This is a genomic window from Mycobacterium sp. Root135 (assembly GCF_001426545.1).
Classification (GTDB): domain Bacteria; phylum Actinomycetota; class Actinomycetes; order Mycobacteriales; family Mycobacteriaceae; genus Mycobacterium.
This window is the reverse complement of sequence record NZ_LMEZ01000005.1, coordinates 1,025,239-1,044,939: the sequence shown is the minus strand read 5'-3', so window position 1 is coordinate 1,044,939 and position 19,701 is coordinate 1,025,239. Positions and strand designations below refer to the sequence as shown.

The window sequence follows — 19,701 nt, the reverse complement described above, 5'->3', positions numbered from 1 at the left end:
ATCAACGGAAAACAAGGCCGCCGTCGATCAGCCCCGCCTGCCCCGTCATGTAGTCGGCGTCGGGCCCGGCCAGATAGGACACGAAGCCCGCCACGTCGTCGGGGGTCTCAGCGCGGCCGAGCAGGATTCCGCCGACGAACTTGTCGTACGTCTCGCCTTCGGCGGCGCCCGTCAGCTCGGCGAACCGCTTGTCGATCTCGACCCACATGTCGGTGCCGACGACGCCGGGGCAGTAGGCGTTGACGGTGATGCCGTCGGCGGCGTGCTCCTTGGCCGCGGCCTGGGTCAGCGCGCGCACCGCGAACTTGGTGGCGCTGTAGACGCCGAGCATGGCGAACCCGTCGTGACCGGCGATCGACGATGCGTTGATCACCTTGCCCTTGGTCGCCTGCTCCTTGAACTTGGTCACCGCGGCCTGGACGCCCCACAGCACCCCGTCGACGTTGACCGCCCAGATCTTCGCGACGTCCTCCGGCGTCGTGTCGAGCAAGGGGGCGACCAGGGCGATGCCGGCGTTGTTCACCATGATGTCGAAACCGCCGAGGGTGGTCGCCGCGTGGTCGACGGCGGCGAACACCTGGTCGCGGTCGCTCACGTCGGCGACGAAAGTGGTTGCCTTCGAACCAAGTTCGGCAATCTCCTCGGCGACCGCGGAGATTCCGTCGGCTCCGATGTCGACCAGCGCGACGTCCGCACCGTCGCGGGCCAACCGCAACGCGATGCCACGCCCAATGCCGCGTCCGGCACCGGTGACCAGTGCGACCTTGCCGTCCAACGCCCCGCTCACGACGCCGCGTCCGCGGTCGAGGGGTCGACGAGGACCTTCATCTTCGTGCCCGCGTGCAGCGCTTCGAACCCCTCGTCGACGACGTCGTCCAGCTGGATCGACGTCACCCAGCCGGTGGTGTCGTACTTGTCCTCGGCCATCAGGGCGATGACCGCTTGGAAGTCGTCGGCGGTGTAGCAGAGCGACCCCTGGATGCGGGATTCGTTCATCACCAAATTGAGAAGCGGTGTCGTCAGGGGCTTTTCGTAGATGGCGACGCTGACCATCGGTCGGCGCGCCCCGACGCAGGCGAGTGCGGTCTCGACGGCGGGTGTCACACCGGCGGCGTCGAACACCGCGTCGGCACCGGCGCCGTTGGTGTGATCGGCGATGAAGGCCGCCACGTCGACCGCGGTCGGATCAAGCGTGCGGGCGCCGAGCGCTTCGATCGACGCTCGCCGGGTGGCCGACGGTTCGACGACGAAGACGTCCTCGACCCCCTTGCCGCGCAACGCAAACCACAGTCCGATGCCGATCGGGCCCGCGCCGAACACCATCGAGGTGCCGTCGGCGTTCGGCTCGCCCAGAGTTGCCGCGTGGTAGGCCACCGACATGGGTTCGACGAGGGCGCCGAGCTCCATCGAGACGTTGTCGGGCAGGCGGTGCAGCATGTCGGTTGGCACGACGGTGTACTCGGCCATACCGCCGTCGGACATCAGGCCGTGGAAGCCGATCTGCTGGCAGATGTTGTAGGTGCCCGCCCGGCACGGCCCGCAGTGCCCACACCGGTAGAGCGGCATTATGGCCACCCGGTCGCCTGCCGCGTAGTCGGTGACGCCGTCGCCCACCTCGGTGATGACACCGGAGAACTCGTGGCCCATGGTCAGCGGCAGCTGCTGTCCGGTCAGGGGATGCGGCGTGGTCGGGATGAAGATCGGGCCCGCGTAGTACTCGTGCAGGTCGGTGCCGCAGATGCCGTTGAACCCGACCTTGACCTTGACGGTGCCCGGCGTGGGATTGGGTTCGGGGACGTCGGCGACCTCGAGTTTGTTGGGTCCGTAGTACACAGCTGCTCTCATGAGCCATGTCTATGTGACGGCGGCCACGTTCCGAAAGAGTTGCACCCCGTTGCATGCACCGGCTGCAACCCGCTGCAACCCTTGCGTCCGATGCCGCGGTGGTGTGCTCTGAGTCACATGACCGAAACGATTGAAAAGCCGGCCTCCGCGGCCATCACCCCACAGGCTCGCGTCGACGCGTGGCTCGCCAATTTCGAAGCGGCGTTGGCCGTGCGTGACGTCGAGCGGGTGGTGGCGATGTTCGCCGTCGACAGCTTCTGGCGCGACCTCGTCTCCTTCACCTGGAACCTCAAGACGGTCGAGGGGCGCGACGGCGTCGCCGACATGCTGCACGCGCGGTTGGCCGAGACCAGCCCGTCCGGTTTCCGCACCCGCGAGGAGGCCACTGCCGACGGCGACGTCGCCTCGGCGTTCATCGAGTTCGAGACCGCCGTCGGGCGCGGCACAGGGCACCTGCGCATCAAGACCGACGACGACGGCAACGACGTGGCCTGGACCTTGCTGACGGCGATGCAGGAGATCAAGGGCCACGAGGAGCGCAAGGGCGTGACCCGCGTGCTGGGCGCGGTGCACGGTTCCGACGCCGACACCAGGTCGTGGGCGGAGAAGCGGGCGGACGAGGAACGCGCCCTTGGCCGCAGCGACCAGCCGTACACGCTGGTGGTCGGCGGCGGTCAGGGCGGCATCGCGCTTGGCGCGCGGCTGCGTCAGCTCGGTGTGCCGGCAATCGTCGTCGACAAGCACGACCGCCCGGGGGACCAGTGGCGCAAGCGCTACAAGTCCCTGTGCCTGCACGATCCGGTCTGGTACGACCACCTGCCGTACATGCCGTTCCCGCAGAACTGGCCGGTGTTCGCGCCGAAGGACAAGATCGGCGACTGGCTCGAGTTCTACACCAGGGTCATGGAGGTGCCGTACTGGTCGAAGACCAGCTGCCTGTCTGCCTCCTTCGACGAGGCCGAGAAGAAGTGGACCGTCGAGATCGACCGCGACGGGGAGCGGCTGACGCTGCACCCCACGCAGCTGGTGCTGGCCACCGGCATGTCCGGCAAGCCGAGCATTCCGACGTTGCCCGGGCAGGACGTGTTCCGCGGCGAGCAGCACCACTCCAGCGTCCACCCGGGCCCGGACCGCTACGTCGGCAAGCGCGCCGTGGTGATCGGGTCCAACAACTCCGCGCACGACATCTGCAAGGCGCTCGTCGAGAACGGCGTCGACACGACGATGGTGCAGCGGTCCTCGACCCACATCGTGAAGTCGGATTCGCTGATGGACATCGGCCTCGGCGACCTCTATTCGGAGCGGGCCGTGGCCTCCGGCATGACGACCGAGAAGGCCGACCTGACGTTCGCCTCGCTGCCGTACAGAATCATGCACGAGTTCCAGATCCCGGTCTACGACGCGATCCGCGAGCGGGACAAGGACTTCTACGACCGGCTGACCGCGGCGGGCTTCGAATTGGATTGGGGCGACGACGATTCGGGCCTCTTCATGAAGTACCTGCGTCGCGGCTCCGGCTACTACATCGACGTCGGCGCGTGCGATCTGGTCGCCGACGGCACCATCAAGCTGGCGCACGGTCAGGTCGAGAAGCTCACCGAGGACACGGTGGTGCTGACCGACGGCACGGTGCTGCCCGCCGACGTCGTGGTCTACGCCACCGGGTACGGCTCGATGAACGGGTGGGCGGCGGACCTCATCGGCCAGGACGTCGCCGACAAGGTGGGCAAGGTCTGGGGTCTCGGCAGCGACACCGCCAAGGACCCGGGACCGTGGGAGGGCGAGCAGCGCAACATGTGGAAGCCGACGCAGCAGGAGAACCTGTGGTTCCACGGCGGGAATCTGCATCAGTCCCGGCACTATTCGCTGTATCTGGCGCTCCAACTCAAGGCGCGCTATGAAGGCCTGCCCACCCCGGTGTACGGGCTACAGGAAGTGCACCACCTGAGCTAGGAAGCAGGAGCGCCGACCGGGACGAAACCGGAACCCGGTCGGTTCTTCGCGTTGATGTCGGCCAGCACCGAGGTCATCGACATGGTGACCGCCGGGGTGTGCAGCGGGACGAACTTCACCACGCACGTCGGCAGGTCCTCGCTGAAGGCGCCGTGGATCATGCCGACCAGCATGTTGTTCACGGTGACCGGGGCACCCGAGTCACCGGGCTGGCCGCACACCTGGTTGAGGATGGTGCCGGGTTTGTCGCCGGGCCCCCAGGTCACGCCGCACGACTGGCCCGTCGTGCGGCCGAGCTTGCAGGCGTTCTCACCGAACACCGGATCGGGTCCGAGGCCGTCGATCTCGAAGCCGTCGATCGAGTTGACCGGCTGCACCTTCGCGGGGTCGAACTGGATCACGGCGTAGTCGAGACCGTCGTTGCCGGCGACCATCGTGCCGACGACGCCGCTCGACTGGGCTCGTTCGGAGGCCACCTGCGCGCCGGGACCGCCGCAGTGCGCGGAGGTGAAGCCGATCAGGTTGCCCTTGGAGTCGTTGCCGATCGTGGTCAGGGTGCAGAAGGTGTCGCCGTCGATCACGATTCCCGACCCGCCCCCGAGGACCACCTTGTCATCGGCGCGGGAGACCGCGGGGTGAGGTGTGGTCAGGGCGGCTACCAGGACGACGAAGAGCGCGGACAGGACGAACTGACTCCGATGACTTCGTACGAACTGCAAGGAACCTCCTGGGGACTGCTCCGGCCGACGGCCAAGCGAGGTCAGTCTAACGTCGGCCGGAATCGTTGCAGAGGCCTCGACATGGCAACATGGGCGCCGACCCCCATGAACTGCGGGACTGTACATCGAACGGGGAGGACGTGTCCGTGAGCAATGGCGACCGCAAGAGCGGCGTTCCGACGACGGTGACCTCGATTCCACTGGTGGATCCGCACGCACCGAAGCCCGACCCGTCGGTGGGCGACCTGGTCAAGGACGCGACGGCGCAGATGTCCACGCTGGTGCGCGCCGAGGTGGAACTGGCCCGCGCCGAGATCACCCGCGACGTCAAGAAGGGTCTGACGGGCAGCGTCTATTTCATCCTCGCCCTCGTCGTCCTGTTCTACTCGACGTTCTTCTTCTTCTTCTTCGTCTCGGACCTGTTGGACCTGTGGCTGCAGAAGTGGGCGGCCGATCTGATCGTCTTCGGCTTGATGCTGCTGACGACCGGACTGCTGGCGTTCCTTGGCTACCTCAAGGTCCGAAAGATCAGGGGCCCGCGGAAGACCATCGAGTCGGTCAAGGAGGCGCGGGTCGCGCTGACGCCCGGCGGCGACAGGACCCCCGTGAAGCCTTCCGCGCCGACGGCAGATCCCTCCGGCTGGTAGTGGCTCGCTCCCGGGGGCGCACCACCCAGCCGCCACCCGATCCGTCGATCACGCGCATTGCCGGCCCGTGGCGGCACATGGACGTGCACGCCAACGGCATTCGCTTTCACGTCGTCGAGGCCAACCCCACGACCGACGACTCGCCTGCCGGTCAACCGCTGGTCATGCTGCTTCACGGCTTCGGCTCGTTCTGGTGGTCGTGGCGGCACCAACTCCGCGGGCTGAGCGGCGCCAGGGTGGTGGCCGTCGACCTGCGCGGCTACGGCGGCAGCGACAAACCGCCAAGGGGCTACGACGGCTGGACGCTGGCCGGCGACACCGCGGGCCTGGTTCGGGCGCTCGGCCACGAGACCGCGACGCTGGTCGGGCATGCCGACGGCGGGCTGGTCTGCTGGGCCACGTCGGTGCTGCACCCCAGGGTGGTGCGGTCGATTGCCGTCGTCAGCTCGCCGCACCCGGTCGCGTTGCGCGCGTCGGCGTTGACGCGCCGCGACCAAGGCATGGCACTGCTGCCGTGGATGATGCGCTATCAGGTGCCCTTCTGGCCCGAACGGTCGCTCACCGATGACGACGCCGCCGAGCTGGAGGCCGTCGTCCGCAGCAGGGCCGGCGCGAATTGGCTTGCCTCAGAGGACTTCTCGGAAACCATCCGACACATGCGCCGGGCCATCCAGATCCCGTCGGCGGCACATTCGGCGTTGGAATATCAGCGCTGGGCGGTCCGCAGCCAGCTTCGCGGCGAGGGGCGCCGCTTCATGCGGTCGATGAAGCGGCCGCTGTCGGTGCCCATGCTGCACGTGCGGGGTGACGCCGACCCCTACGTGCTGGCCGACCCCGTGCGTCGCACCCAGCGGTTCGCCCCGCATGGACGATACGTATCCATCGCAGGCTCCGGACATTTCGCCCACGAGGAGAATCCCGAGCTGGTCAACGAGCAACTGACGAGGTTCCTCGCAGGCGTCTACGGCGACCGCGGCTAGGAGATGCAGGTGTCGGTGGACACCCGCTGGGTGTTGCCGACCTTCGCCATCTGCTTCTCGACCTCGTGGGACGTCAGCACGAAGCCCGTGTCCGCGTCGTCGACCGCGGCGCCGAACACCACGCCGAGCACCTTGCCATCTTTGTCGATCAACGGACCGCCCGAATTGCCTTGCCGAACAGTGCCTCTGATGGTGTAGACCTCACGGGTGACCGTGTTCGTGTGGTAGATGTCGGGCCCGTTGAGCTGGATGATCTCGCGGATGCGGCCCGGGGTGGCCGTGAACTCTCCGCCACCCGGATACCCCATCACGACCGCGTCGGTCCCCGTCGGCGCCTCCTGCAGGTCGAACTGCAGCGGTGCCGCCGGAAGGTCGGGAACGTCGAGGATCGAGATGTCGGCGTTCGGGTCGTAGGACACCACCGTCGCGTCGTAGGTCTTGCCCTCGGATTCGACGGTCACGCTCTCCGAACCTGCGACCACGTGCGCGTTGGACATGACCCGGTTGGGCGCGACGACGAATCCGCTGCCCTCGAGCACCTTCTGGCAGCTCGTCGCCACCCCGCGAATCTTCAGCACGCTCGGCCGGGTGGCCGCGACCACGGGGTCGCTGGCCAGGGCGGCGTCCGGCGCGTCGACGTTGACGATCGGGGTGCGGCCGAACGGCTGCAGCACGTCGGGCAGCCCGGAGGTGTCCAGCAATGACGACAACCGCGTCGGGACCCGCTTGAGCCAGGCCGGCGCGGCCTGGTCGACCGTCGACAGCACCCGCGAACCACGCACGGCCGCAGCGAGATCGGGTTGGTCGGAGGACGTCAGCGGCGTCGCGAGCAGCCACGCCGCCACCAGAACCGCGACCAGCTGCAGCGCGACCCCGACCACCGAGTCGACGGTGCGCAGCCCGCCGTTGCGGATCGCCCCCCGCACGGCCCTGCCGAGCACGACGCCGGCGATCTCACCGATGACGACCAGCCCGAGGATCAGGAACAGCGCCACGAACAGCTTGGTCCGCGCCCCGTCGACGTGACCGACGACGTGCGGTGCCAGCAGCACACCCGCGACGGCGCCGAGGATCACGCCGACGAAGGACAACAGCGAACCAAGCGCCCCGGAGCGCCACCCGGAGATGGCGGCGACGAAGGCGATGGCGAGGACGGCCAGATCAAGCCACTGCGACGAAGTCATTGTGGGCCATCACGGTAATCGCTGCCGCCGCCGACGAGCGCCATCGCCACGTCCAGTTCGCGGACGTCGTCGGCGTTCCACGGCTCCGCCCAGCCCGCGACGTCGAGAATCGCGGAGATGACCTGGCCGGTGAAACCCCAGACCAGCATCTGGTTGAGCATGAAGGCGGGCCCGGCGAATCGGGTGGTGTTCTCCTTGCGGTACACCATCAACCGGTTCTCGGGATTGACGAAGGCGCGGACGGGGACGCGGGCGACGATCGCCGTCTCCCCGTCGTCGACGACGCCGACCGGTCCCGGGTCCGGTGAGTAGGCCAGCACGGGGACCACGTGGAAGCCCGACGGCGGGATGAACATCCGGTCCAGCGTGACAAGGGGCTGCAACCGGGTGACGTCGACTCCGGTCTCCTCGTTGGCCTCCCGCAGCGCGGTGCCGACGGGTCCGCCGTCGCCGGGATCGGACGCGCCGCCGGGGAAGGCGGCCTGACCGGCGTGCTGGCGCAACGTCGAGGCGCGGACCGTGAGCAGCAGGTCGGCGTCGGGCGGCAGGCCGCCGGACGGGGAGTCGAACGGCCCGGAGAACAGCACCAGGACGGCGGCGTCACGCTTGGTTCCGGTCACCGTCGCGGCGGCGTTGGCGACCTTGATGGCGGCGAGCACGTCGGCGGGCACCCGCTCGCGGTACGCCCGCGGCACGTCGGCGACGTTCTCGAGCAGCGGCTTCAGCCACGACGGAGCCGCTGCGGCATCGAGGGCAGCCGACGGTCCCCCGGCACCGTTCGACATCAACCGCCCACTCCCATCGCCGGATTCACCGCCGCGGCAATCTCATCGGCGCTGGTGAACGCACGCGGCAGGATTTTTGCCACCGTACCGTCCGAACGCAGCACGACGGTGGCGGGCATGACATTGGGCACCTTCAGCGCGGCGGCGACCAGCCGTCGACCGTCCTGCAGGGTCGGCAGCTTCACACCCAGCTCGGTCAGCCGCAGCAGCGCCGCGGTCTCGTTCTCGTCCTGATGCACGGTCAGCACCGTCACGGCCGGCCCCATCCGCCGCTGGTACTCGGCCATCGCGGGCAGTTCGTCGGCGCAGGGCCCACACCAGTAGGCCCAGAGGTTCAGCACTACGTTGCGGCCCGCGACCATCGCCGCGACGTCGGCGCGACTGCCGTCGGCGGCGCACTCGGTCGTGATCCCTTGCAGCGCCTCGGGCGAGGATCCGGTCGACGGGCTGGGGCATGGAGGCAGGTCGGCCTCGGCGCGCGGACCCGCCAGCGCCTCGGCGGTGTCGGCGTCGCGGTGTTCCCTGGCAACGCCCGCCGACAGACCACCACCGGGGTTCGCGGCCGGGTCGTCGGCGCCGACCTCGCGCCACAACGCGACGACCAGTGCCACGATGACGACGAGCCCAGCCAGGGTCCATCGAGTTGATGCGCGCATGGGGCAGGCAGGCTCTACAGACCGGCCAGCGCCAGGAGGTGCTCGGTCTCGGGGCCCCTGACCAACGCGGCGGCGGTCAACGGATCCGTCGGGCCGAGGCCGAACGACGGGCAGTCCTTGGCCAACACGCACACTCCGCAGGCCGGTTTCTTGGCGTGACACACCCGGCGGCCGTGGAAGATCACCCGGTGGCTGAGCAGCGTCCACTCCTTGCGCGGGATGAGGTCGCCGATCGCGAACTCGACCTTGACTGGGTCCTCCAGCTCGGTCCACCGCCACCGGCGCACCAACCTGCCGAAGTGGGTGTCGACGGTGATGCCCGGAATTTCGAAGGCGTTACCGAGGACGACGTTGGCGGTCTTGCGACCGATGCCCGGCAGCGTCACCAACTCGTCGAGCGTCCGCGGCACCTCGCCGTCGAAGCGCGCGACCAACTCCTGGCCGAGACGCATCAGCGAATTGGCCTTGTTCCGATAGAAGCCCGTGGTGCGGACCAGGGCCTCCAACTCCTCGCGGTCGGCGGCGGCGTAGTCGGCCGCGGTGCGGTACTTCGCGAACAGGGCGGGGGTGGCCAGGTTGACGCCCTTGTCCGTGCTCTGCGCCGACAGGATGGTCGCGACGGCCAGCTCCAGCGGGTTGGTGAAGTCGAGCTCGCAGTAGACGTGCGGAAAGGCTTGGGAGAGCGTGCGATTCATCCGCCTCGCCCGTCGGACCAGGCCGGTGTGAGTTTCGTTGTCGTACTTGGCGGATTTGGGGGCCACCACTGCGCGCGTTGCCACGATCATCAGCCTACTGAGGGAACCGACAAGTCTAAGCGCGGACCGGTGGCAATTCGTGATCCCACCGAGACCTTCGGCGTGTTTACTTCGCCATGTGTCCTGGTTGCTCGTAGCGTTCGTCCCGGTGTTGCTGATGTTGGCAACATTCGGGCTCGACCGCTTGGAGGCAGGTCTGGACGACGACACCGTGTCTCCCGCGGACGTCACCGCGTTCCTCGAACAGGCCAAGGCGGACTGCGCCAAACCCGCGGCGCGCACCGGTGCCGTCGGGAGTTATGAATTGCTCGACGACGGATACGACGACGTCTGTCGGGAAAGCGTATTCACCGATTCGAGACGGCATTTGCCGACGCGCGTGATCATCCCGCACGAATCGAATACGGAATTTCGGCCGACTCGGCACGCTTATCGTGTGTAGCGTTGGCATCTCGCGAAGGCGCCAACGCTTAGAATGACTTCGCCATCCCGCAGGGGTGGCCTTCGTGTGTCATATTTCCAACGGCTTAAGGGGCAACGTGGACGAGATCCTGGCGAGGGCCGGAATCTTCCAGGGGGTGGAACCGACTGCGGTCTCCGCGCTGACCAAGCAGCTGCAACCAGTCGACTTTCCGCGTGGACATACGGTGTTCGCCGAGGGCGAGCCCGGTGATCGGCTGTACATCATCATCTCCGGCAAGGTGAAGATCGGTCGGCGTTCACCGGACGGTCGCGAGAACCTGCTCACCATCATGGGTCCGTCGGACATGTTCGGTGAGCTGTCGATCTTCGACCCCGGTCCCCGCACCTCGAGTGCAACCACCATCACCGAAGTCCGCGCCGTGTCGATGGACCGTGATGCGTTGCGCGCGTGGATCGCCGACCGGCCCGAGATCGCCGAGCAGCTCCTGCGCGTGTTGGCCCGGCGTCTGCGTCGCACCAACAACAACCTCGCCGACCTCATCTTCACCGACGTTCCCGGCCGTGTCGCGAAGCAGCTGCTGCAGCTCGCGCAGCGCTTCGGCACGCAGGAGGGCGGCGCGCTCCGCGTGACGCACGACCTGACCCAGGAGGAGATCGCCCAGTTGGTCGGCGCGTCTCGCGAGACGGTCAACAAGGCGCTCGCCGACTTCGCCCACCGCGGGTGGATTCGCCTCGAGGGCAAGAGCGTCCTGATCAGCGATTCCGAGCGGCTGGCCCGCCGAGCTCGCTAGTCCCCACGTGATTTGTGGAGTTCTACCGGCGCTCACCGCCGGTCAGACTCCACAAATCAGTCACGCAGATAGTTCAATTGGGCCTGCACGCTCCATTCGGCGTGCTCCCAGAGCTTTTCGTCGACGTCGGTGTAGACGTGCTCGACGATCTGGCGTGCGGTCGCATCCTCACCGAGCACCACCAGCGCGTCACGCACCTGGTTCAACCGCTGTTCGCGGTGGGCGAGGTACGTCGCCGTGACCGCCTCGAGGTCTGCGAGATCCGGCCCGTGCCCGGGCAGGACGGCACGCCCGCTCAGGCCGTTGAGGCGTCGCAGCGACTCCAGGTAGTCACGCAGGCTGCCGTCCTCGTTGTCGATGACGGTGGTGCCGCGGCCGAGCACCGTGTCCGCCGTCAGCACCGCGTCGTCCAGGACGAAGGACAGCGAATCCGCGGTGTGCCCGGGCGTGGCCAGCACCGTGATGCGCATGCCCGCGGCGTCGATCACCTCGCCGTCGGTCAGCGGGCCGCCAAGCCCGCGCAGAAAGCCGCTGCCCACCGAACGTACGACAGCGCCCGTTCGGTCGACGAGGTTGTCGATCCCGTCGGTGTGGTCTCCGTGCTTGTGACTGATCAGCACCAGCGGGATCTTCCCGAGCGCCGCGATCCGCTCGACGTGCGCGTCGTCGTCGGGCCCCGGGTCGACGACGACCATCTCGTCGCTGCCCGGCCCCTGCAGCACCCAGGTGTTGGTGCCGTCGAGGGTCATCAGGCCAGGGTTGTCGCACAACAGCACCGACGCGGTGTCGGTGACCCGCCGCAGCTGCCCGTACGCGGGATGCGCGAGCCCCGTCACGCGACCTCCGCCTGACCGTCGCTCACGCGACCTCGACGATCAACTCCACTTCCACCGGCGCGTTCAACGGCAACTCCGACACTCCGACTGCCGAGCGGGCATGGACGCCGGCGTCGCCGAAGACGTCACCGAGAAGTTCCGAGGCTCCGTTGACGACTCCTGGCTGGCCGTTGAAACCCGACGCGGACGCCACGAACCCGACCACCTTGACCACGCGGACCACGGAGTCCACGCCGACGAGGGAGTGAATGGCGGCCAACGCGTTCAACGCGCACGTGCGCGCCAGGCCCTTGGCCTCTTCGGCGGTGACCTCGGCGCCGACCTTGCCCGCCTGCGGCAGCTTTCCGTCGATCATCGGCAGCTGCCCGGAGGTATAGACGAGGTTGCCGGTCCGAACGGCCGGAACGTAGGCGGCAAGGGGTGCGACGACGGCGGGCAGTTCGACGCCGAGCTCGGCAAGCCGTTCCGAAGTCGTCACTTTGGCCGCTTCATGTACGCCACCAACTGCTCACCGGTCGGCCCGGGAACGATCGAGACCAGCTCCCATCCGTCCTCACCCCACTGATCGAGGATCTGCTTGGTCGCGTGCGTCAGGAGTGCCACCGTTACGTATTCCCACTTGATCAGTTCGCTCATGCGCCCGAGCTTATCGGTGCCTGTGTGCGCGATGGCTAGCATGCAGTGGTGAGCAACGATGTTCCCGAATCCAGCAGCCGGAGTTCCGTTGGCTGGCCGTCGCGGTTGACCAAGGCGCGGCTGCACTTCGTCACCGGCAAGGGCGGCACCGGGAAGTCGACCATCGCCGCGTCCCTCGCGCTGGCCCTGGCCGCGGGTGGTCGCCGAGTGCTGCTCGTCGAAGTCGAGGGCCGCCAGGGCATTGCCCAGCTCTTCGACGTACCGCCGCTGCCGTACGAAGAGGTGAAGATCGCGACCGCCGAGGGTGGCGGTCAGGTCAACGCGCTGGCCATCGACACCGAAGCCGCGTTCCTCGAGTACCTCGACATGTTCTACAACCTCGGGATCGCAGGCCGGGCGATGCGTCGCATCGGCGCCGTCGAGTTCGCGACGACGATTGCACCCGGTCTGCGTGACGTGCTGCTCACCGGCAAGATCAAGGAGATCGTGGTGCGGTCCCAGAAGGACGCCGCGAAGGGGTCGAAGGGCAAGTCGACCGGTTACGACGCCGTGGTGGTGGATTCACCGCCGACGGGACGCATCGCCCGGTTCCTCGACGTCACCAAGGCCGTCTCGGACTTGGCGAAGGGCGGGCCCGTACACTCGCAGGCCGACGGCGTCGTCAAGCTGCTGCACTCCGAGCTGACGGCCATCCACCTCGTCACCCTGCTTGAGGCCCTGCCCATTCAGGAGACCATCGAGGCGATCGACGAGCTCAAGGTGCTTGGGTTGCCGATCGGCAGCGTCATCGTCAACCGCAACATTCCGTCATACCTCGACGCGGACGACATCGCGAAGGCCGCCGAGGGAGACGTCGACGCGGACTCGGTGCGGGCCGGACTCGCCAAGGTGGGAATCACGTTGGGCGACGACGACTTCGCCGGCTTGCTCACCGAGACGATTCAGCACGCGACCCGCGTGAGCGCTCGAGCGGAGAGCGCGGCGCAGCTCGACGAGGTCGACATTCCGCGACTTGAACTGCCCGCCATCTCCGACGGTGTCGACCTTGGCAGCCTGTACGAACTGGCCGAAGCGCTTGCCAAGCAAGGAGTCCGATGAGCACCGCACCGACCGCGCTCGACCTGCATTCGATCCTGATGGATCGGTCCAACCGCGTCGTAGTGTGTTGCGGCGCAGGCGGTGTCGGCAAGACGACGACCGCCGCGGCGATGGCGCTGCGGGCGGCGGAGTACGGCCGAACCGTGGTCGTCTTGACCATCGACCCGGCCAAGCGGCTCGCGCAGGCCCTTGGCATCAAGGACCTCGGCAACACGCCGCAGCGGGTGCCGCTGGCCCCCGAGGTGACCGGTGAACTGCACGCGATGATGCTCGACATGCGTCGCACGTTCGACGAGATGGTCATCCAGTACTCCGGCGGTGACCGCGCGGAGGCGATCTTGGAGAACCAGTTCTACCAAACCGTCGCCACGTCACTCGCGGGCACGCAGGAGTACATGGCCATGGAGAAGCTGGGCCAGCTACTCGGCGAGGACAAGTGGGATCTCGTCGTCGTCGACACTCCCCCGTCGCGCAACGCGCTGGACTTCCTCGACGCGCCAAAGCGGCTCGGCAGCTTCATGGACAGCCGGCTGTGGCGTCTGCTGTTGGCGCCGGGCCGGGGCATCGGCAAGCTGGTGACCGGCGCGGTGGGCCTGGCCATGAAGGCGCTGTCGACCGTCCTGGGTTCCCAGATGCTTTCCGACGCAGCCGGTTTCGTTCAGGCTCTTGATTCGACGTTCAGCGGGTTCCGCGAGAAGGCCGATCGCACCTACGAATTGCTGAAGCGCAGGGGCACGCAGTTCGTCGTCGTCTCGGCCGCCGAGCCGGATGCCCTACGCGAGGCGTCCTTCTTCGTAGATCGCCTGTCGACCGAGAAGATGCCGCTCGCCGGCCTCATCCTCAACCGCACCCATCCCACGCTGTGCGATCTGCAGAGCGACAAGGCTCGGGAGGCGGCCGATCAGCTGGCCACCGGCGGCGAGGCGGACGCCCTCGCAGCGGCGGTGCTGCGGGTGCACGCCGATCGGGCGCAGACGGCGAGGCGGGAAGTGCGCCTGCTGTCGCGGTTCACCGGCGCCAACCCCCACGTGGCGATCGTCGGTGTGCCGTCGCTGCCGTTCGACGTGTCCGATCTGGAGGCGCTGCGCGCCATCGCCGATCAGATCACGGGCGACGTCGAGTTTGCCTGACGCTTAGACGGCGCTGCGGTGCTTGCGCTGGGCGGCGAAGAACTCCGACCAGGACACGACCTCGGGATGCTGCTTGAGCAGGGCTCGGCGCTGACGTTCGGTCATGCCGCCCCACACACCGAATTCGACGCGGTTGTCCAGTGCGTCGGCACCACATTCGGAGATCACCGGGCAATGGCGGCAGATCACCGCCGCTTTTCGCTGAGCGGCACCGCGGACGAACAACTCGTCGGGATCGGCCTGGCGGCAGCGTGCCTGGGAGACCCATGCGATGCGCGCTTCGGCTTCGGCGCTTTGGACCACCACACCGTTGACTGGGGAACTCATGACTGTCCTGCGCGCCGCGGGCCGTATTCCTGACACCAGCGATCCCTTCGTCCAGCCGCCCCCTGCGACGGCCCAGTCCTCGGTGTAGAACGCAACTGCGATCTACGCCACATTGCGATTTGGAGTGTTACCTAGATCGCACTGTCAGTCAAAGCTAGGTGGTCAGGGTGGTTTTGCGCAACAGTCAAATCACGATTTTATGGGACGACCGTGCCGTGATACGTGTTTGCGCGCGTTTTGCGCTTGCGATTTACGCGCCCCACGGGTTAGAAGGACCGCTGCGATGCTGGTAGTGATCGGTCTCGCTACTCTGTAGCCATGTCCGACCGATCGCAGGCGACGCCGCCACCGCGGCGCGTGCCAGCCGCGGTCACACTGATCAAGCTCGCCTGGTGCGTTTTGCTCGCCAGCGTCGTCGCCGCAGGTCTGATGTTTCCGGTGGTCGGCGGCTTCGGGCTGGTGTCCAACCGCGCCTCCGATGTGGTAGCCAACGGCTCCGCCCAACTGGTCGAGGGCGAAGTTCCCGCTGTGTCGACGATGGTCGACGCCAAGGGCAACCCGCTGGCATGGCTGTACACCCAGCGTCGATTCGAAGTGCCCAGCGACCAGATCGCCAACTCAATGAAGTTGGCGATCGTCTCCATCGAGGACAAGCGGTTTGCCGAGCACAACGGCGTCGACTGGAAGGGCACGCTCACCGGCCTGTCCGGATACGTGACCGGGGCGGCCGACACCCGCGGCGGCTCCACCCTCGAGCAGCAGTACGTGAAGAACTACCAACTGCTGGTGATCGCGCAGACCGACGCCGAGAAGCGCGCCGCGATCGAGACCACGCCCGCCCGCAAGCTGCGTGAGATCCGCATGGCGCTGACGTTGGACAAGACGTTCACCAAGTCGGAGATCCTGACGCGCTACCTCAACCTGGTGTCGTTCGGAAACGGCGCGTTCGGCGTGCAGGACGCCGCGCAGACCTACTTCGGGATCAACGCCTCCGAGCTGAACTGGCAGCAGGCGGCGCTCCTGGCCGGCATGGTGCAGTCGACGAGCACGCTGAACCCCTACACCAACCCCGAGGGCGCCCTGGAACGTCGAAACGTGGTGCTGGACACCATGATCGACAACGTTCCCCAGGAGGCCGAGGCGCTGCGCGCGGCGAAGCTGGAGCCGCTCGGCGTGCTCCCACAGCCCAACGAACTGCCTCGCGGATGCATCGCCGCCGGCGACCGCGCCTTCTTCTGCGACTACGTGCTCGACTACCTTGCCCGCGCGGGGATCAGCAAGGAACAGGTAGCCAAGGGCGGCTACCTCATCAAGACCACCCTCGACCCCGACATCCAGAACTCGGTGAAGTCGTCGATCAACGACCTCGCCGCACCCGACCTCGACGGCGTCGCCAGCGTGATGAGCGTGATCAAGCCGGGCAAGGACAGCCACCCGATCGTCGCGATGGCGTCCAACCGCACCTACGGCTTGAACACCGACGCCGGCGAGACCATGCAGCCCCAGCCGTTCTCGCTGGTTGGCGACGGCGCGGGGTCGATCTTCAAGCTGTTCACCACCTCGGCCGCCCTGGAGATGGGCATGGGCATCAACGCCCAGCTCGACGCCCCCGGCCGGTTCGAGGCCAAGGGGCTCGGCAGCGGCGGCGCGAAGGGCTGCCCGCCCGCCACGTGGTGCGTGCTGAACGACGGCAACTACCGCGGCGCCATCAGCGTCACCGACGCCCTGGCGACCTCTCCCAACACCGCCTTCGCCAAGCTCATTTCCCAGGTCGGCGTGCAGCGCACCGTCGACATGGCGGTCAAGCTCGGCTTGCGTTCCTACGCGTTGCCCGGCACGGCCCGCGCCTACGATCCCGACAGCAACGAAAGCCTCGCCGACTTCGTGAAGCGGCAAAATCTCGGCTCGTTCACCCTCGGTCCGATCGAGGTCAACCCGCTGGAGCTGTCCAACGTCGCCGCGACCCTGGCCTCCGGTGGCACGTGGTGCCCGCCCAATCCGATCGACAAGATCTACGACCGCAACGGCAAGGACGTCTCCGTCACCACGGAGACCTGCGAGCAGGTCGTCCCCGAGGGTCTGGCCAACACTCTCGCCAACGCGATGAGCAAGGACGACCAGAGCGGCACCGCGGCGAGCGCCGCGAATTCGGCCGGCTGGAGCCTGCCGGTGTCCGGCAAGACCGGCACCACCGAGGCACACCGGTCGTCGGGCTTCTTCGGGTTCACCAGCGCCTACGCGGCGGCCAACTACATCTACGACGACTCGACGTCGCCGTCGGACCTGTGCTCGTTCCCGCTGCGGCAATGCGGCTCGGGCAACCTCTACGGCGGCAACGAACCGGCGCGTACCTGGTTTACCGCGATGAAGCAGTTCACCCCCGAGGACGTGGCACTGCCGCCGACCGATCCGCGGTACGTCGACGGCGCACCGGGCTCGAAGGTGCCCAGCGTGGCGGGCATGACCCAGGATTTGGCGCGGCAGCGACTGAAGGACGCCGGCTTCCAGGTCGCCGATCAGGCGACACCGGTCAACAGCGGCTCGCCGGCGGGTGCGGTCGTCGGAACGTCGCCCAACGGTCAAACCGTCCCGGGGTCGATCATCACGATCCAGATCAGCAACGGCATTCCGCCGGCACCGCCACCCCCGCCGCCGGGATTCCCCTTCGACCCGAACGACCCGAACGCGATTCCCGCACCCGTGGGTTCGACCGTCGTGATGATCCCTGGTCTGCCGCCGATAACCGTCCCGGTGTTGGGTCCGCCACCGCCACCGCCACCGCCGTAACCGGCCCGCGGGGTGGGCAACCCGCGATGGCGGCCGCGATGTGGCAGTAGGCTGCTCCCATGTTCGCCCGTTCGACGGTATTGAAGAATTCCGCAGCTGCGGCCGCCGGATCACTGGCCGCGGGGATCGCCTACGCAACCTTGATCGAGCGCAACGCGTTCGTCGTGCGGGAGACGACGATGCCGGTGCTGACGCCGGGTTCCGCTCCGCTGCGGGTGCTGCACCTCAGCGACCTCCACATGACGCCGCGGCAGCGCCGCAAACAGGACTGGATCCGCGAGCTCGCCGGCTGGGAACCCGATCTCGTCATCAACACCGGTGACAATCTGTCGCACCCGAAGGCCGTGCCGTCGGTGGTCCAGGCGCTCGGCGACCTGTTGTCGGTGCCGGGACTGTTCGTCTTCGGCAGCAACGACTACTTCGGGCCGTCACCGAAGAACCCGACGAACTACCTGTTCAAGAAGTCGCACCGCAAGACCGGCGAACCACTTCCGTGGCAGGACCTGCGCGCGGCGTTCACCGAACGCGGCTGGCTCGACATGACGCACACCCGCCGCGAGATCGAGGTCAAGGGTCAGCTGGTCGCCGTTGCGGGCGTCGACGATCCGCACCTCTCGCGCGACCGCTACGACACCGTCGCAGGCGCACCGAACCCGGCGGCGAACCTGACCCTCGGCATGTCCCACGCGCCGTACACGCGCGTCCTCGACCGCTTTGCGGCCGACGGCTATCAGCTGGTGCTGGCCGGACATACCCACGGCGGGCAGCTGTGCCTGCCGTTCAAGGGCGCGCTGGTCACCAACTGCGATCTCGACCCCTCGCGGGCCAAGGGACCGTCGCGGTGGGGCGCCAACATGCAATTGCACGTCTCCGCGGGGCTCGGCACGTCGCCGTACGCTCCGTACCGGTTCTGCTGCCGTCCGGAAGCGACCCTGCTGACGTTGGTGGCCGCGCCGACGGGCGGCGGCAGCCTCGGCAGCCGGGTGGGCATGTCGCACCCGACAGTATCGGCGCGTTGACAGACCACGACTCCATCGCCGTTCGCCGCCACCAGCGCGAGTGGGTGGACAACGCGATACGGCTGATCGAGGCCGACGCCAGGCGAAGCGCCGACACTCATCTGTTGCGGTACCCGCTGCCGTCGGCGTGGTGCGACGGGGTGGACGGCGTGAACGTCCAGCTGTACTTGAAGGACGAGACGACCCACATCACCGGCAGCCTCAAGCACCGATTGGCGCGGTCGCTGTTTCTGTACGCGCTGTGCAACGGCTGGGTCGGCGAGGGCACGACGATCATCGAGGCGTCGTCGGGTTCGACGGCGGTCTCCGAGGCTTACTTCGCGGCGATGCTGCGGTTGCCGTTCATCGCGGTCATGCCGTCGTCGACCAGTGCCGCGAAGATTCGATTGATCGAATCACAGGGTGGCCGTTGCCATTTCGTCGCCCAGTCCGGCGAGGTCTACGCCGAGGCGGAGCGTCTGGCCAAGGAGACCGGCGGCCACTACCTCGACCAGTTCACCAACGCCGAGCGGGCCACCGACTGGCGCGGGAACAACAACATCGCCGAGTCGATCTTCGACCAGATGCACGAGGAACGGTTCCCGATTCCGGACTGGATCGTCGTCGGCGCGGGTACCGGCGGCACCAGCGCGACGATCGGCCGCTATCTGCGCTACCGCCGCCACGCCACGCAGTTGTGCGTAGTGGACCCGCAGAACTCGGCGTTCTTCCCGTCCTACGCCCAAGGCAGTCGTGACGTGGTGGGGTCGTCGTCGCGGATCGAGGGCATCGGTCGACCACGCGTCGAGCCGTCGTTCCTACCCGGAGTGATCGACCGCATGCTGGTGGTTCCGGACGCCGCGTCCGTGGCGGCGGCACATCACGTCAGTGCGGTTCTCAATCGCAAGGTCGGACCCTCGACTGGCACCAACGTGTGGGGGGCGTTCACTCTGCTCGCCGAGATGATCTCAGCGGGCCGTAGCGGGTCGGTGGTGACGCTGCTATGCGACGCCGGCGAGCGCTACGGCGATACCTACTTCGACTCGGAGTGGCTCGCCAGCCAGGGGTTGGACCCCTCGGAGTCGGCGTCGGTGCTCCACGAATTCGAGCGTTCGGGACGCTGGGCCTGATCGCCGCCCTGGAAGGCGCTG

Annotated in this window: 21 protein-coding genes; 10 read left to right on the top strand and 11 right to left on the bottom strand. The window is 67.6% G+C overall.

Annotated elements, in window-relative coordinates; genetic code table 11:
• Position 1 precedes the first annotated feature (1 nt).
• Both ASD37_RS16160 and ASD37_RS16155 read right to left on the bottom strand, forming a co-directional pair.
• Positions 2–787, bottom strand: a complete 786-nt coding sequence (locus ASD37_RS16160) for an acetoin reductase (protein WP_056552736.1) — start codon at positions 785–787, stop codon at positions 2–4.
• Positions 784–1,845, bottom strand: coding sequence for a 2,3-butanediol dehydrogenase (locus tag ASD37_RS16155; RefSeq protein WP_056552734.1), 1,062 nt, complete (start codon positions 1,843–1,845; stop codon positions 784–786). Before ASD37_RS16155 ends, ASD37_RS16160 begins: the two co-directional genes overlap by 4 nt.
• Positions 1,846–1,962: 117 nt before the next feature.
• Between ASD37_RS16155 and ASD37_RS16150 the strand changes: the two genes are divergently transcribed.
• Positions 1,963–3,798 (top strand): NAD(P)/FAD-dependent oxidoreductase, encoded by a 1,836-nt coding sequence (locus ASD37_RS16150; protein ID WP_056552731.1) that lies wholly within the window; start codon positions 1,963–1,965, stop codon positions 3,796–3,798.
• Here ASD37_RS16150 and ASD37_RS16145 read toward each other — a convergent pair.
• Positions 3,795–4,517: a S1 family peptidase gene (locus tag ASD37_RS16145; RefSeq protein ID WP_082570170.1), complete on the bottom strand. Its 723-nt coding sequence runs from the start codon at positions 4,515–4,517 to the stop codon at positions 3,795–3,797. The genes ASD37_RS16150 and ASD37_RS16145 overlap by 4 nt on opposite strands.
• Positions 4,518–4,663: 146 nt before the next feature.
• Between ASD37_RS16145 and ASD37_RS16140 the strand changes: the two genes are divergently transcribed.
• Positions 4,664–5,164: a phage holin family protein gene (locus ASD37_RS16140; RefSeq protein ID WP_056552728.1), complete on the top strand. Its 501-nt coding sequence runs from the start codon at positions 4,664–4,666 to the stop codon at positions 5,162–5,164.
• A 77-nt stretch (positions 5,165–5,241) separates the two neighbouring features.
• The gene (locus tag ASD37_RS16135; RefSeq protein WP_056552725.1) at positions 5,242–6,144 is read left to right on the top strand and encodes an alpha/beta fold hydrolase; all 903 of its coding nucleotides are present in this window, start codon (positions 5,242–5,244) and stop codon (positions 6,142–6,144) included.
• Here the strand turns inward: ASD37_RS16135 and marP are convergent.
• From marP to nth, 4 genes are read right to left on the bottom strand one after another with little or no spacing between them, the layout of a single operon-like run.
• Positions 6,141–7,328 (bottom strand): acid resistance serine protease MarP, encoded by a 1,188-nt coding sequence (gene marP, locus ASD37_RS16130; RefSeq protein WP_056552722.1) that lies wholly within the window; start codon positions 7,326–7,328, stop codon positions 6,141–6,143. The genes ASD37_RS16135 and marP overlap by 4 nt on opposite strands.
• On the bottom strand, positions 7,325–8,113 hold the full coding sequence (locus ASD37_RS16125) for a CoA pyrophosphatase (protein WP_056552720.1): 789 nt from the start codon (positions 8,111–8,113) through the stop codon (positions 7,325–7,327). Before ASD37_RS16125 ends, marP begins: the two co-directional genes overlap by 4 nt.
• Positions 8,113–8,769, bottom strand: coding sequence for a TlpA disulfide reductase family protein (locus ASD37_RS16120; RefSeq protein ID WP_056552717.1), 657 nt, complete (start codon positions 8,767–8,769; stop codon positions 8,113–8,115). Before ASD37_RS16120 ends, ASD37_RS16125 begins: the two co-directional genes overlap by 1 nt.
• Positions 8,770–8,783: 14 nt before the next feature.
• Positions 8,784–9,464: an endonuclease III gene (gene nth, locus ASD37_RS16115; RefSeq protein ID WP_235568438.1), complete on the bottom strand. Its 681-nt coding sequence runs from the start codon at positions 9,462–9,464 to the stop codon at positions 8,784–8,786.
• Between the two features lie 217 nt (positions 9,465–9,681).
• On the opposite strand from nth, the gene ASD37_RS16110 reads away from it, so the two are divergent.
• Together ASD37_RS16110 and crp are read left to right on the top strand one after the other, a co-directional pair.
• The gene (locus ASD37_RS16110) at positions 9,682–9,966 is read left to right on the top strand and encodes a hypothetical protein (protein WP_370073013.1); all 285 of its coding nucleotides are present in this window, start codon (positions 9,682–9,684) and stop codon (positions 9,964–9,966) included.
• Positions 9,967–10,063: 97 nt separating this feature from the next.
• The gene (gene crp, locus ASD37_RS16105) at positions 10,064–10,738 is read left to right on the top strand and encodes a cAMP-activated global transcriptional regulator CRP (RefSeq protein WP_003883807.1); all 675 of its coding nucleotides are present in this window, start codon (positions 10,064–10,066) and stop codon (positions 10,736–10,738) included.
• A 56-nt stretch (positions 10,739–10,794) separates the two neighbouring features.
• On the opposite strand, the gene ASD37_RS16100 is transcribed toward crp, so the two are convergent.
• Genes ASD37_RS16100 through ASD37_RS16090 form a run of 3 tightly spaced genes read right to left on the bottom strand, consistent with a single transcriptional unit; the run spans position 10,795 to position 12,210 of the window.
• Positions 10,795–11,574, bottom strand: a complete 780-nt coding sequence (locus ASD37_RS16100) for an MBL fold metallo-hydrolase (protein ID WP_056552708.1) — start codon at positions 11,572–11,574, stop codon at positions 10,795–10,797.
• 22 nt (positions 11,575–11,596) lie between these two features.
• The gene (locus ASD37_RS16095; protein ID WP_056552705.1) at positions 11,597–12,052 is read right to left on the bottom strand and encodes a RidA family protein; all 456 of its coding nucleotides are present in this window, start codon (positions 12,050–12,052) and stop codon (positions 11,597–11,599) included.
• Positions 12,049–12,210, bottom strand: a complete 162-nt coding sequence (locus ASD37_RS16090) for a DUF4177 domain-containing protein (RefSeq protein WP_156720899.1) — start codon at positions 12,208–12,210, stop codon at positions 12,049–12,051. The genes ASD37_RS16095 and ASD37_RS16090 overlap by 4 nt, the downstream gene beginning before the upstream one ends.
• 48 nt (positions 12,211–12,258) lie before the next feature.
• Here ASD37_RS16090 and ASD37_RS16085 point away from each other — a divergent pair, with 48 nt between their 5' ends.
• Together ASD37_RS16085 and ASD37_RS16080 are read left to right on the top strand one after the other, a co-directional pair.
• The gene (locus tag ASD37_RS16085) at positions 12,259–13,308 is read left to right on the top strand and encodes an ArsA-related P-loop ATPase (RefSeq protein ID WP_056553487.1); all 1,050 of its coding nucleotides are present in this window, start codon (positions 12,259–12,261) and stop codon (positions 13,306–13,308) included.
• Positions 13,305–14,438, top strand: coding sequence for an ArsA family ATPase (locus ASD37_RS16080; RefSeq protein ID WP_056552698.1), 1,134 nt, complete (start codon positions 13,305–13,307; stop codon positions 14,436–14,438). Before ASD37_RS16085 ends, ASD37_RS16080 begins: the two co-directional genes overlap by 4 nt.
• A gap of 3 nt (positions 14,439–14,441) precedes the next feature.
• Here the strand turns inward: ASD37_RS16080 and ASD37_RS16075 are convergent, their stop codons facing one another.
• Positions 14,442–14,801: a WhiB family transcriptional regulator gene (locus ASD37_RS16075; RefSeq protein ID WP_056552694.1), complete on the bottom strand. Its 360-nt coding sequence runs from the start codon at positions 14,799–14,801 to the stop codon at positions 14,442–14,444.
• A gap of 282 nt (positions 14,802–15,083) precedes the next feature.
• Between ASD37_RS16075 and ponA2 the strand changes: the two genes are divergently transcribed.
• The 3 genes from ponA2 to ASD37_RS16060 are packed head-to-tail and all read left to right on the top strand — an operon-like array spanning position 15,084 to position 19,680.
• Positions 15,084–17,552, top strand: a complete 2,469-nt coding sequence (gene ponA2, locus ASD37_RS16070; RefSeq protein ID WP_056552690.1) for a transglycosylase/D,D-transpeptidase PonA2 — start codon at positions 15,084–15,086, stop codon at positions 17,550–17,552.
• A 59-nt stretch (positions 17,553–17,611) separates the two neighbouring features.
• Entirely contained in the window at positions 17,612–18,571 is a 960-nt protein-coding gene (locus ASD37_RS16065; RefSeq protein ID WP_056552687.1) for a metallophosphoesterase, read from the top strand.
• Positions 18,568–19,680 carry a PLP-dependent cysteine synthase family protein gene (locus ASD37_RS16060; protein ID WP_056552684.1) on the top strand — a complete coding sequence of 371 codons (1,113 nt, stop codon included), beginning with the start codon at positions 18,568–18,570 and terminating at the stop codon, positions 19,678–19,680. Before ASD37_RS16065 ends, ASD37_RS16060 begins: the two co-directional genes overlap by 4 nt.
• The last annotated feature ends 21 nt before the right edge of the window (positions 19,681–19,701 follow it).

What these genes read in the sequence shown, in the direction of transcription:
- ASD37_RS16150 (WP_056552731.1), top strand. Translation starts at nt 1,963, where the DNA reads ATGACCGAAACGATTGAAAAGCCGGCCTCCGCGGCCATCACCCCACAG.
- ASD37_RS16090 (WP_156720899.1), bottom strand. Translation starts at nt 12,210, where the DNA reads ATGAGCGAACTGATCAAGTGGGAATACGTAACGGTGGCACTCCTGACG.
- ASD37_RS16065 (WP_056552687.1), top strand. Translation starts at nt 17,612, where the DNA reads ATGTTCGCCCGTTCGACGGTATTGAAGAATTCCGCAGCTGCGGCCGCC.
- nth (WP_235568438.1), bottom strand. Translation starts at nt 9,464, where the DNA reads ATGAATCGCACGCTCTCCCAAGCCTTTCCGCACGTCTACTGCGAGCTC.
- ASD37_RS16110 (WP_370073013.1), top strand. Translation starts at nt 9,682, where the DNA reads ATGTTGGCAACATTCGGGCTCGACCGCTTGGAGGCAGGTCTGGACGAC.
- ponA2 (WP_056552690.1), top strand. Translation starts at nt 15,084, where the DNA reads ATGTCCGACCGATCGCAGGCGACGCCGCCACCGCGGCGCGTGCCAGCC.
- marP (WP_056552722.1), bottom strand. Translation starts at nt 7,328, where the DNA reads ATGACTTCGTCGCAGTGGCTTGATCTGGCCGTCCTCGCCATCGCCTTC.
- ASD37_RS16155 (WP_056552734.1), bottom strand. Translation starts at nt 1,845, where the DNA reads ATGAGAGCAGCTGTGTACTACGGACCCAACAAACTCGAGGTCGCCGAC.
- ASD37_RS16080 (WP_056552698.1), top strand. Translation starts at nt 13,305, where the DNA reads ATGAGCACCGCACCGACCGCGCTCGACCTGCATTCGATCCTGATGGAT.
- ASD37_RS16135 (WP_056552725.1), top strand. Translation starts at nt 5,242, where the DNA reads ATGGACGTGCACGCCAACGGCATTCGCTTTCACGTCGTCGAGGCCAAC.
- ASD37_RS16120 (WP_056552717.1), bottom strand. Translation starts at nt 8,769, where the DNA reads ATGCGCGCATCAACTCGATGGACCCTGGCTGGGCTCGTCGTCATCGTG.
- ASD37_RS16125 (WP_056552720.1), bottom strand. Translation starts at nt 8,113, where the DNA reads ATGTCGAACGGTGCCGGGGGACCGTCGGCTGCCCTCGATGCCGCAGCG.